Source organism: Flavobacterium sp. MEB061 (assembly GCF_000834715.1).
GTDB classification, from domain to species: domain Bacteria; phylum Bacteroidota; class Bacteroidia; order Flavobacteriales; family Flavobacteriaceae; genus Flavobacterium; species Flavobacterium pectinovorum.
The window spans coordinates 31,958-44,546 of sequence record NZ_JXQR01000016.1 but is presented as its reverse complement, the minus strand read 5'-3'; the positions used below and the strand labels follow the sequence as shown (position 1 = coordinate 44,546).

At 33.3% G+C, this 12,589-nt stretch carries 14 protein-coding genes; all 14 read right to left on the bottom strand.

The annotated features are described in order from the left end of the window. Positions 1–5: 5 nt before the first annotated feature. The gene (locus tag RT99_RS10190; RefSeq protein ID WP_042564648.1) at positions 6–638 is read right to left on the bottom strand and encodes a phosphoribosylanthranilate isomerase; all 633 of its coding nucleotides are present in this window, start codon (positions 636–638) and stop codon (positions 6–8) included. Between the two features lie 146 nt (positions 639–784). Further along, positions 785–1,570, bottom strand: coding sequence for an indole-3-glycerol phosphate synthase TrpC (trpC, locus tag RT99_RS10185; protein WP_042564647.1), 786 nt, complete (start codon positions 1,568–1,570; stop codon positions 785–787). A 71-nt stretch (positions 1,571–1,641) separates the two neighbouring features. Beyond that, positions 1,642–2,634 carry an anthranilate phosphoribosyltransferase gene (gene trpD / locus RT99_RS10180; RefSeq protein ID WP_042564646.1) on the bottom strand — a complete coding sequence of 331 codons (993 nt, stop codon included), beginning with the start codon at positions 2,632–2,634 and terminating at the stop codon, positions 1,642–1,644. An 86-nt stretch (positions 2,635–2,720) separates the two neighbouring features. Beyond that, the gene (locus RT99_RS10175) at positions 2,721–3,128 is read right to left on the bottom strand and encodes a GNAT family N-acetyltransferase (RefSeq protein ID WP_042564645.1); all 408 of its coding nucleotides are present in this window, start codon (positions 3,126–3,128) and stop codon (positions 2,721–2,723) included. Positions 3,129–3,176: 48 nt separating this feature from the next. Next, a complete protein-coding gene (locus RT99_RS10170) occupies positions 3,177–3,743 on the bottom strand; it encodes an aminodeoxychorismate/anthranilate synthase component II (protein ID WP_042564644.1) in 567 nt (188 codons plus the stop codon). A 92-nt stretch (positions 3,744–3,835) separates the two neighbouring features. Further along, on the bottom strand, positions 3,836–4,279 hold the full coding sequence (locus RT99_RS10165; RefSeq protein ID WP_042564643.1) for a hypothetical protein: 444 nt from the start codon (positions 4,277–4,279) through the stop codon (positions 3,836–3,838). 204 nt (positions 4,280–4,483) lie between these two features. Further along, positions 4,484–5,884 (bottom strand): anthranilate synthase component I family protein, encoded by a 1,401-nt coding sequence (locus tag RT99_RS10160; RefSeq protein WP_042564642.1) that lies wholly within the window; start codon positions 5,882–5,884, stop codon positions 4,484–4,486. Positions 5,885–6,177: 293 nt separating this feature from the next. Further along, on the bottom strand, positions 6,178–7,452 hold the full coding sequence (locus RT99_RS10155) for a hypothetical protein (RefSeq protein ID WP_042564694.1): 1,275 nt from the start codon (positions 7,450–7,452) through the stop codon (positions 6,178–6,180). A gap of 200 nt (positions 7,453–7,652) precedes the next feature. Further along, positions 7,653–8,219: a YceI family protein gene (locus RT99_RS10150; RefSeq protein ID WP_042564641.1), complete on the bottom strand. Its 567-nt coding sequence runs from the start codon at positions 8,217–8,219 to the stop codon at positions 7,653–7,655. A 31-nt stretch (positions 8,220–8,250) separates the two neighbouring features. Further along, a complete protein-coding gene (locus RT99_RS10145) occupies positions 8,251–8,883 on the bottom strand; it encodes an NAD(P)H-dependent oxidoreductase (RefSeq protein WP_042564640.1) in 633 nt (210 codons plus the stop codon). 4 nt (positions 8,884–8,887) lie between these two features. Continuing rightward, positions 8,888–9,349, bottom strand: coding sequence for a MarR family winged helix-turn-helix transcriptional regulator (locus RT99_RS10140; protein ID WP_042564639.1), 462 nt, complete (start codon positions 9,347–9,349; stop codon positions 8,888–8,890). Between the two features lie 226 nt (positions 9,350–9,575). Beyond that, entirely contained in the window at positions 9,576–11,186 is a 1,611-nt protein-coding gene (locus tag RT99_RS10135; RefSeq protein ID WP_042564638.1) for a glycerol-3-phosphate dehydrogenase/oxidase, read from the bottom strand. Between the two features lie 184 nt (positions 11,187–11,370). After that, on the bottom strand, positions 11,371–11,850 hold the full coding sequence (locus tag RT99_RS10130) for a DUF6691 family protein (RefSeq protein WP_042564637.1): 480 nt from the start codon (positions 11,848–11,850) through the stop codon (positions 11,371–11,373). Between the two features lie 28 nt (positions 11,851–11,878). Then, the gene (locus RT99_RS10125; RefSeq protein WP_042564636.1) at positions 11,879–12,448 is read right to left on the bottom strand and encodes a YeeE/YedE family protein; all 570 of its coding nucleotides are present in this window, start codon (positions 12,446–12,448) and stop codon (positions 11,879–11,881) included. Positions 12,449–12,589: the final 141 nt, after the last annotated feature.

The window sequence follows — 12,589 nt, the reverse complement described above, 5'->3', positions numbered from 1 at the left end:
AAATTTTAAAAGTTGGCAACATCAAATTTTCGTTTGAAATTGCTAAATAGATTTTTGTTTTTTAGCCCCGGTTCGATTTCAAATTTACTATTTAAATCGACTGCATAAATAGGAAGATTTGTTTTTGAAATTTCTTCTATGGCTTTTAATTCCTGAATTCCGATGCCGCCACTCAAAAAGAAAGGCTTTTTCGAATTGTATTTTTTTAATATCGTCCAGTCAAAAGTGGTTCCGTTTCCGCCTGGTAATTTTCCTTTTGTGTCAAACATAAAGTAATCACAAACAGCTTCGAAAGGTTTTATAATTTCGAAATCAAAATTTTCATCTGCCGAAAAAACTTTGATGATTTCGATTTTCTTTGGCAATTGCTTTTTTAAATCTGATAAAAATTCAACAGATTCATGTCCATGCAATTGAACGGCTTGTAAATTGTATTTTGCAACTTTTTCCAGAATTTCTTCTTGAGGCTGATTTACAAAAACACCCACTTTTTTGATCGTTTCTATCAGTTCCGGAATTTCTCCGTTAAAGTATCGCGCGGATTTCTCCCAGAAAATAAATCCCATATAATCGGGTAGGAGAGCCCCTACCTCAAGGATGTTTTCTGGATATTTCATTCCGCATATTTTGAGTTTCATTTTTTGTTGTTTTTGCCACGAAGGCGCTAAGACACTAAGTTTTTTTTAAATTTTGATTGCGCTTAAAAAATGCAAAGCTTACAAAGTTTTTTTCGCCACGAATTCACGAATGATAATAAATAAATTCGTGAATTCGTGGCTATTTTTTATATGCTCAAGTTTTTAATAAACTCTGTTGCGGCTTGTCCGGCGTTATCGGTTTTCATGAAGTTTTCTCCAATTAAAAATCCGTTGTAACCGTAAGGTCTTAATTCTGAGATGGCTTCGATTGATGAGATGCCACTTTCGGATACTTTTACAAAATCATTTGGAATTTGCGATGCCAATTGTTTGCTGAAATCAAGACTTACTTCGAATGTTTTTAAGTTTCTGTTGTTTACGCCGATCATGTCTAAACTCGGCATAATCGATTTTTCTAATTCTTCCTGATTGTGAACTTCCAATAGAACTTCTAAACCTAATTTCTTTGCAAATTCAGATAATGATTTGATTTCTTCACGAGTTAAAACGGCTGCAATCAGTAAAATTAAATCGGCACCAAAAGCTTTAGCTTCAAGAATTTGGTATTCATCAACAATAAATTCTTTTCGCAAAAGCGGAATATTTACACTCGCTCTTGCTAAAAGTAAATCGTCAAGAGAACCGCCGAAATATTTTCCATCGGTTAAAACTGAAATTCCGCAAGCGCCTGCATTTTCATATCCTTTTACAACTTCTTCAACCGTAAAACTATGATTGATTACTGATTTTGAAGGCGAACGACGTTTGTGTTCGGCAATAATTCCTGTTGAACTTGTTCTCAATTTTTGACTTAAAGAAATAGTTTCTCTCCGAAAAAACACAGAACTTTCCAATTGCGAAACAGGAATAATCGATTTTTTTAGAACGACTTCTCGTTGTTTATCAAATATTATTTTATCTAAAATATTCATTGTTGTTGTTTTGCCACGAAGTCACAAAGACGCAAAGTTAATTTGTGGTAATTCGTGAAATTTGTGTTTGTTTATTTACTTAAATCTTGTAACGTTTTTAGCGCTTTTAATCCTTTTCCGGAGAAAAGACTTTCTTTTGCTAATTCAAATCCTTCGAGCGGAGAACATTTTGTAACCGTTGCGATTGCCATTGCGGCATTTGCTAAAACTACATTATTCTGTGCTTCAGTTCCCTTTCCAGAAATGATGTCAGTGAACATTTCTGCCGATTCTTCGATGGTTTTTCCGCCTTCGATTTCGGTTTGAGATAAAAGTCTAACCCCAAAATCTTCTGGTTTTAACATTCCTTCCATGTGCGATGTTATCGTTTTGGTTGGTCCTGTTAGTGAGATTTCGTCATATCCGTCAAGCGAATGTAAAATGGTGAAATTGATATCGGTATTTTGATATAAATAAGCATACATTCTAGCTAATTCAAGATTGAAAACACCAACCAATTGATTCTGTGGAAACGACGGATTTACCATTGGTCCCAACATATTGAAGAACGTTTTTACAGCTAATTCTTTACGGATTGGTCCAACATTTTTCATCGCTGGATGAAATAGGGGAGCATGCAAAACGCAGATTCCGGCTTTGTCGATACATTTTTCTAAAAACGACGGATCATTACTAAATTTAATTCCCATTTTTTCCATCACGTTGCTTGATCCTGAAATCGATGATACTCCGTAATTTCCATGTTTTGCTACTTTTATTCCGGCTCCTGCCGATATAAATGATGCTAAAGTTGAGATATTGAAAGTGTCTTTTCCGTCACCGCCTGTTCCGCATAAATCGATCGTGTTGTAAGCTGATAAATCAACGCGCACACATAATTCCAACAAAGCTTCACGAAAACCCGAAAGCTCATCAATCGTAATGCTTCGCATCATAAATACGGTCAAAAATGCAGAAATCTGACTTGGATTATAACTTCCGCTTGAAATATTAATCAAAACCTCTTTTGCTTCTTTTTTAGAAAGCACTTCGTGATTGATTAATTTATTTAATATAGTTTTCATTTTTTTTTAAGTTGCTAAGATTCTAAGATACTAAGGTTCTAAGTTTTTTAAACTGAGACTTTAAACTGAGACTGTTTACTTGTTTTTCAATGTTCATTTCCCTGATAAATCCACATTGGTTCTGTTTTTCCGGCTCTTTCGAATCCGTTTTTTTTATAGAAGTCAACTGCTTTTCCGTCGGCGGTTAGCATTTGCATGTGAAAGTGACTGTATTTCTCCTGCATTTTATCTACAATCATTTTTCCAATCCCTTTTCCCTGATACTCCGGTAGCACCAATAAATGCGGATAATAAACCGTTAAAAATCCATCAGAAATTGCATTCCCAAGTCCAACTAATTTTTTTCCTTCCCAAGCCGTAATTAAGGTTTCTGAATTTGTAAGTGCATTGTATAATTCATTTGGTTTATTGGCAGAACTCCATTCGTTGACTTTGTATAAAATCAGAATGTCTTCAATGTTGATTTCTTTGGTTTCTGAAAGTGTTATTTCCATAAGGTTCTAAGATTCTAAGTGACTAAAGTTTTAAACTGTGACTGTATATTAGTTTTTTATCCAATTCTCTAAAATTAATTTTCCTTTTGGTGTCAAAACACTTTCCGGATGAAACTGAACACCTCTTACGTCAAACGTTTTGTGTCTTAATGACATAATTTGACCGTTTTCATCAATTGAAGTTGCTTCAAGAACGTCTGGCAGATTAGCGTCTACAACCCATGAATGGTATCTTCCAACTTCGAATTCGTTGCCTAAACCTTCAAACAAAATTTCATCTGAAACTACTTTTTTTACATTCGTTGCAACACCGTGATACACTTTATCAAGGTTTGAAAGCGTTCCGCCAAAAACTTCGCCAATTGCTTGTTGTCCCAAACAAACGCCAAGAATACTTTTTGTTGGAGCATATTTTTCGATTACAGCTTTTAATAATCCCGCTTCATTCGGAATTCCGGGACCTGGTGAAAGTAGAATTTTATCGAAAGTTGCGATTTCATCAATTTCAAATTCATCGTTTCTGTAAACGGTAACTTCACAGTTTAAATCTTCCAGATAATGCACTAGATTATAAGTGAAACTATCGTAATTGTCTATAACTAATATTTTTTTCATGTCTTAATTTTGTTTCAGGTTTCAAGTTTTTTTTGTTTCAGGTTCCAACAACGTGAAACCTGAAACCTGAAACTTGAAACTTTTTTATTTTTTTATTTCTCTCGAACGTACTTTTCTGTAATGATACGGTCGATTCCTAATTTTTCTACTTTTTCTACTCCTTTTTGAGTTAGTGTATCATTTTTGATTTTTACTACGAACTCAAATTTTCCATTTTCCCATTGGCGGTTATTGAAATATTCCAGATTCTCGGTGTAAATACTATCTTTTAAAGTGTATTTTCCGCCTCCGCCAAAGAATACTGCTGCTGTGCTGTCTTTTCCATTATTTAAGTCATGATTAAAAAAAGCAAAATGAGTATCATTTATAATTTTAATCATTTTTGTTTTTGGATTGAAAGTCGAGAACGTTGAATCTTTTTCTGTCGTTTCTGCTGAAATAAGTCGCCAGGTTCCTTCAATTGGAGTCTCCTTTTTTTCCGAATTGCAAGCTGTTATGCTAATGATTAAAAATAAAATTGAAATTGCTTTTTTCATGATTATTTATGGTTTTATGGTTTGTTTGTTAATTGTTTCGGTTTTTTATCAATCTTGTCTCCAACGGTTGAAACCGTTGGCTATGTTTATATAACATTCTTTTTATTTTGCTTTTAAAATATTGCCCGAGGTTTTAACCTCGGGAGACATATTATTAATCATTCTGTGTCCCAGTCACTGCGAATAAAAACTTAGATTGAAAAACTATATTTTCTCCGCCATTTCAAGCGCTGTATTCAACGCTCTTAATTTATTATAAACCTCCTGCATTTCGCTTTCTTCGTCAGAACTTGCTACAATTCCCGCTCCGGCCTGACAATGCAATTGATGATTTTTACTAAGGAAAGTTCGAATCATAATGGCGTGATTAAAGTTTCCATTAAAATCCATAAAACCAATTGCACCTCCGTAGAAATTACGATTTGTTTTTTCGTAATCTTCAATCAATTGCATCGCTCTGTGTTTTGGTGCACCGCTTAAAGTTCCTGCCGGAAAAGTATCTGCAACGACCTGCATCGTGGTAGCTTTTTCATGTAAATGTCCTGTAACTTTTGAAACTAAGTGAATTACGTGCGAGAAAAACTGAACTTCTCTGTATTTCTCAACGTTTACATCATGTCCGTTTCTGCTTAAATCATTTCTGGCCAAATCAACAAGCATTACGTGTTCGCTGTTTTCTTTTTTATCTTCCGAAAGTTCTTTGGCTAAAAGTGCATCACGCTCGTCATTTCCGGTTCTTTTAAAAGTTCCGGCGATTGGGTGAATTTCTGCTTTTCTGTTTTTTACGATAATTTGTGCCTCGGGCGAAGACCCAAATATTTTGAAATCTCCATAATCAAAAAAGAACAAATAAGGAGACGGATTTATACTGCGTAAAGCTCTGTAAACATTGAATTCATCACCTTTGAAACCTTGTGTAAAACGACGTGATAATACCAATTGAAATACATCTCCGCGGAAACAATGCTTTTTGGCTAAAGCCACATTGTGTTTAAATTCCTCATCTGTTAAGTTAGAGAAACCTTCGCCTTCCTTGGTGAATTTATATGAAGCTATATTTCTAGATTGAAGTAATTGCTCAATTTCCGAAATGTTGTTTCTTCCATCAACGCTATGACAAAAAATGTAAGCTTCATTTTTAAAGTGATTAATTGCAATAATGTTTTGATAAACGGCGTAAAATACATCCGGAATTGAGGTTGCATTGTCTTTTTTAGCAATTGAAACCTTCTCGAAATAACGAACGGCATCATAAGAAATGTATCCAAACAAACCGTTATTGATAAATTTAAAATCATTTTTTTCTGATTGAAACTGACTTGAAAATTCCTGAATTACTTCTGGAATATTAGTCGTTGCATCAATTGAAATTTTTTCTGTAGTTCCGTCAGGAAAAGTTTTTGAAATTGTTTCGTTTTCGATTTTAATCGTCGCAATCGGATTGCAGCAGATGTAAGAGAAACTGTTGTCATTTCCATGATAATCACTACTTTCCAATAATAAACTATTAGGAAATTTATCTCTTATTTTAAAATAAATACTTACTGGCGTAATCGTGTCTGCCAGAATTTGTTTGTAGTGTGTGTTGAGTATAAAAGGTTTCAAAGTATGTTGTTTTTAATTTTAATTTATTTCACTTGAGTTTCGACCAAAAAAAAAGGCTTGTCGTGATGACAAGCCTTTTAAATTTATAGTTTACAATACCATAGGAAGCTTTGTTCACGACGATTGACGTAAATTCTTCCACCACCAAATATTGTTCATTGTTGTTTTCATATCTTATTTTGATGTCACAAATATATAAATGTAATTTGGATTAGAATACATAAAATTTGAAAAAAAACTTTTCTAAATCTACAAATTTGTTAAATTTCGACAGATAAGATGGTTTTAATTACTTAGTTTCCAATTGCAATAGTGTTATTTTGGTTTACTCTAAAATCTGGACTTCCTTTGATATTAGGCGTTGTAAATAAATCAATGTTTCTGATTTTAGTAAAATCCAAAGCAAATTGCGGTTTGCTGTAATAACTTTTAATTCCCGCGTCATTACTGCTTGATTCACTTGTAATTTCGCCCTGGCAATTGTTTACAATTACATTTTTGAAGTTGATTTTAGATAAATTGGCATCTCCATTTCCAATATTTCCTTCCAATATTACAAAAGGGGTAAAACCGGATACAATACTATTTGTTAGATTAAAAAATGTATTTTCTTTTATATGAATAGATTCTCTAACCAGGCCCTGATTATTTTCTTCCAGATTAATAAGTGTAATGTTTGAGGCATTTATTTTAGTCAATTTATTGATGTCTGTATTTTCGATTTTATCATAAGAATCAATTTCAAAACATCTTGAACCTGAAATATCTGATGAAAAAGGATGGCGAATAGCAATACTGTTGCTAATATTAATTTGTGCTCCCTGTGTAAAATCAAAATCATCATCAGTAGTTCTGTAAGAAACTAAGTTGTTCATGTCTAAATTTCCTCCATAACATTCAAATGAATCATCGTTTGAAAAACTAATTTGGATGTTACTTAAAACTGTCTTTTTTCCAACTGCGGCTAATGAAAGCCCATTGAGTTCTTTCAAAGCACTTAATTTTCTTCCTGAATATTCGATTCTCACATATTTTAAAATTCCGGAATTGTCTTCGGCATCCTGACCACCATAATGATTTAACAAAGGATCAAGATCAAAAGGTAAAGTGTGCAATCCTCCAAGGCTATTTATTGGAGCTTTTCCCATAATAACAATTCCACCCCAGTCACCTGGTTTTCTGTCCAAAACATCCTTGTTTGATGTAAAAATGATAGGGTCTGTTTCTAAACCTTCAGCCATTATTTTGCAGCCATTTGTTATTACTAATGTTCCGCAGCTTTTGTCATCTCCGCGAATTACAGTTCCCGGTTCGATAGTTAAAACAGCATTGTTGGTTACATAAACAGTACCAACCAATTGATAAGTGTTTCGTTTGTATAATTTGGTGTCTTTGTCAATCGTTCCTGCAATAATATTGCTAGCTTCGCTATATTCTGTGTTGGCAGGTTTAAAATTAGTCCAGTTGTTCATCCAGTTTGTGGTGCCAACAATTCCTCTTTGTTGTTGTGCCTGTAGAAAAAAACTGCTTAGAATGCTTAGAATTGCAATGCTGATTTTTGTTTTCATAACTATAATTTGGATTTCTAGTTTTTGATTTTTTAAGTACTCCAAAATTAAAAGCCGTATGTTAATCAAAACATTGTGGGTTGTTATGAAAGGGTTATTTAAGTGTTAAGAACGTTATTATTGTGAAAAGTATAAAAAAGAAACCCCAAAAGCCTAAACTTTTGGGGTTTTCTAAATTTTGAATCAGTAAGTCTAAAATATTAGAATTTTAAAGCTACAGTTAATTCGAAATCGTCATTGATAGTTTTGTCTCCTAAGTTTTCGAAGAAGTTACCAGAGTTGTATTTGATATCATATTTAGTTCTGTCAACTTTAAATGCAGTTGTAGCAGTGTTTCCAGCTACAGTGATGTCAAAAGTTACAGGTTTAGTGATTCCTTTGATAGTTAAATCAGCAGTTACAGTATAAACGTCAGTTGCTTTAGCTCCGATAGTTTTGAAAACTAATTTTGCAGTTGGAAATTTGTCAGTTCCAAAGAAATCGTCAGCTTTTAAGTGACCATTCAATTTTCCTTGGTATTCTCCAGTTAAATCAGTTGCAGTTAAAGAAGTCATATCAACAGTAAAACTACCACCAGTTAATTTTTTCCCTTTGAAAACTAAAGCTCCGTCTTTAAAGTTTACAGTTCCAGAGTGCTCTCCAGTTACTTTTTTACCTACCCATTTGATAGTAGATGCTTTAACGTCAATTTTTTTAGTTTGAGCATTTACTGAAATACTAGCCGCTGCTACGAATAATGCTATTGCAATTGTTTTTAAATTTTTCATTTTGTTAAAATTGATTTTGGATTAATAATAATTATATAGTGATAAATAATTCTTCGTGAGATTTTCTAACTTTTTTGTAATGCTGAGCGTCGTCCTCATCATGTCTGTAACCTACAGTTGCAATAACTGAAGCGTTTAAGCCTAATTTATCGAAACCTAAAATTTCGTTAAATGCAGCTGCATTGAAACCTTCCATTGGAGTTGCGTCGATTTTTAATTCCGCAGCAGCAGCTAATAAAGTTCCTAAAGCGATATAAGTTTGTTTGGCTGTCCAGATATTTTTAGCCTCTTGTGATAAGTTTGAGATCACACCATTCATCATATCCGCAAATCCGCCTAAAGCTTCAGTAGGAAGACCTCTTGTTTCACTTATGTTTTTAATATAAGCTGCTACAGATTCTGGTCCTGCATTTAAGTCATTTGCAAAAATGAATAATTGAGATGCATCTGTAATTTGAGTTTGTCCGTAAGCAGCAGCTTTTAATTGCTCTCTTAATTCAGGATTTTCTACGATAATAACTTTGTATGGTTGTAATCCGTATGAAGAAGCAGCTAATCTAACAGCTTCTTTTAAAGTATTTAAATCTGCATCTGAGATTTTTTTTGTTGCATCAAACTTTTTTGTTGCATATCTCCAGTTCAAATTTTCTAATAATGTACTCATAATATTAATTTTGTTGGGTTCGGTATTTTTCTAATAATCGATTTAATAATTCTAATTCTTCCGGGCTTATATTTCTGGCAAATGAACGCTCGTGTTCATCTACTTTCGGATCTAATTCTTTTAAAACATCCAATCCTTTTTGAGTGATTGATACTTCTATCTTTCTTCTATTGCCAGGGCAAACATTTCTTGTAACATAATCTTTTAGCAACAGTTTGTCAACCAATCTAGTAGTGTTGCTGGTTTTAGCAAGCATTCGTTCCTGGATCACACACATATTAGCAGGATTACCTTTTTGCCCTCTTAATATACGTAGCACATTATATTGTTCTCCGGATAAATCATACGGTTTCATCAACTCGCTGAAATGATCCTGAATCACGTTTTGCGTGTACATGATATTCAGAATAACTTTTTTCGCATTATCCATCTTAACTGTACTTTTAATAACCTCTTCAATTGTCATAGTCGTAAGTGTATAATTTGTATATACAAATGTATAACTTTTAATAGTTGTATATACAAGTGTTGTGTTAATTTTTTGTTAATTCAAATTAACAACTATTATAACTTCATAAAGTCTATAGAATTAGTATAAAAGTAATGCAAAATTTTGATTAAGATGTTATTTGACTGATAATAAAATGGTTTCCTATAATTTTATTCTGAAATTGATTTGGGATAGGAGCGTACTAAGCAGGTTTTTTGCCCTTATTAAGAAAGGCTTGTTGAAATTCAGGCAGTAAAAAACCTTTAGAAATTTCTTTAAAGTTTAAAATTTCTTTGTTGATCCAGACTTCATTATGTCCTATTTCTTTGGCAAGTATTCTCGCTACTTTTTCAGATGATTCAATTGCGGCTCTGGCATCTAAGAATAGTAAGCGAACACGTCTTGCTAAAATATCATCAACAGTTCTGGCCATTTCATGTCGAATAGCCCAAACAACTTCTGCCATTGTAAATTCGTGATCGTGATGTAATTTCTCTTTTAATTCGGGTTCGTTTTGTTGTAATTCAATTATTTTTGGGATATCCGAACCGTAGATATATAAATGATTTTCTCTATCTAAGGCAGAAGTAGCTTTATTTCCATGAATAGGAAGAAACTCCGTATTACAATCTTTTTTAGGAAGTTTACCTGTTTTGATTGCTTTGTTTATAATGTCCTCAGAAATTTTTCTGTAAGTAGTCCATTTTCCTCCGGTAATTGTAATCAAGCCTGTTTCTGAAACAATAATTTTATGACTTCTGGAAACTTCTTTGGTACTTTTTCCTTCTTCCTCCGGAGCTGCCAAAGGACGTAAACCGGCAAAAACAGATAAAACATCGGCTCTGGTTGGTTTTTTTGATAAAAAACGCTGAGCAGTCTGCAATACAAATTCAATTTCACTTTCCAGAGCGATAGGTTCTAAACTGTGTTTTTTTATTAATGTATCAGTAGTTCCCACAACAATATAATTATGCCAGGGAACTGCAAATAAAACTCTTCCGTCACTTGTTTTAGGAATCATTAAAGCGTGTTCACCCGGTAGAAAAGATTTGTCAAATACGAGATGAATTCCCTGACTTGGAACAATATATTTTTTATAAACCTTGTCATTCAGTTTCATTATAGCATTTGTAAAAACGCCTGTTGCATTAATGATGGCAGCTCCTTTTATTTCGTATCTGTCACCTGTTTCATGATCAATTGCCAAAACACCAATAATTTGGTTTTTATCGTCTTTTAATAAGTTTATGACTTTGGAATAATTTAAAAGACACGCTCCTTTTTCAATAGCAGTTTGTGCGAGATTAATGGCTAAACGCGAATCATCAAATTGCCCGTCATGATAAATAACACCGCTTATCAAGCCTTTCCTTTCAACGGCGGGTAGCATTTCGATTGTTTTTTTCTTTGAAATATATTTTGAACTGCCAAAACTTAAACGCCCTGATAATAAATCATAGATTTTCAATCCGAAAGTATAAAACCAGCCGCCCCACCAATTATAATTTGGAATTACAAAAGATTGGTTTTTGACTAAATGACTTGCATTTTTTGCCAATAAACCTCTTTCTTTTAGTGCCTCTCTTACCAAATGAATATCTCCCTGTTCCAGATAGCGCACACCGCCATGAACAAGTTTGGTACTTCTGCTGGAAGTTCCTTTTGCAAAATCTACAGCTTCGAGCAAAATAGTTTTGTATCCTCTGCTTGCGGCATCAAGAGCTGTCCCTAAACCGCTAGCTCCGCCACCTATTATAATAACGTCCCACTTTTCAGTGTTTTTTAATATTGATAACTGTTCTGAACGTTTCATATTTATGGATTGTTTTGGCGGGTATTATTTTTAACAAACATAACTAAAGAAAATGAAACCAAACCTATTTTTAAAATTTGTCTGTTAATAGATTTAAAAGAGCAACTCAGGGAAAGTTATTAAAAAGGCAAACCCGACAGGTTTTAAGAATCTGTCGGGTTTGATATTTTAAATCGAAAAAAAATTAATGAGGAAGTTTATCTTTTATCAAACCATAAAACCATGTTCCTAAAATAGCACTTAATAAAGTTACTAAAATTACGGTTACTCCAGTACCTATTTGCGCAAATAATGGACCAGGACAGGCTCCGGTTATTGCCCATCCAAAACCAAACATTAATCCGCCATAAATTTGTCCTTTGCTGAAAGTTTTAGGCTGAATTTCTATTTTTTCACCCTGGATTGTTTTGATATTAAATCTTTTGATTATTTGAACAGAGATTATTCCAACCACAACTGCACTTCCAATTACGCCATACATAAAGAAAGATTGTAATTGAAACATTTCCTGAATACGAAACCAACTAATGATTTCTGCTTTTACGAATACAATTCCGAAAAAGATTCCAACCAAAAGATATTTTAGGTTTGAGAATCCGGAATCTTTCAATTGACTTCCGTTGATTCCTTCTGTATCTGTATTTTTATTTTCTAAATTATTCATTTTTGAAATTTTAAAGTGAAAGAATATCCTAAAGTGCAAGAATATAAGGCAAAATCAAATTTGCCATAATAAAACCGCCAATCATAAAACAGATTGTTGCTACTAATGAAGGCCATTGCAAGTTTGAAATTCCCATAATCGCATGACCGCTCGTACAGCCGCCCGCATAACGCGTTCCAAAACCAACTAAAAATCCACCAACGACAATCATGATAAAGCCACGAAGTGTAAATAAACTTTCCCAGGAAAAAAGTTCTTTTGGCAATAAACCAGAATGATCTGTGATTCCATAAGATGCTAATTGTTGGGAGAGCTGTGGTGTAATTTCAACCTGATTTGGATTTGATAGAAAATAAGCTGCTATGATTCCACCAAGAAAAATTCCGAAAACGAAAAATAAATTCCAGCTTTCTTTTTTCCAGTCGTATTTAAAAAAGGAAATATTCGCCGGAATGCAAGCTGCACAAATATGGCGTAATGAAGAACTAATTCCAAACGACTTATTGCCAATAATCAACAAAATTGGGACAGTCAACCCAATCAACGGACCTGCAACATACCAAGGCCAAGGTTCTCTTAAAATTTCTAGTAGGTTCATAGTTTATTTTAAAAATTAGATTTTTATTTTTTACCATTAAGATATTAAGGGAATTAAGATTTGGCAGCTTAATGAAACTTGATAAAGAAAATTAAGTATTACTAGCTTAATTTTCTTAATATCTTAATGGTAAAATTTATG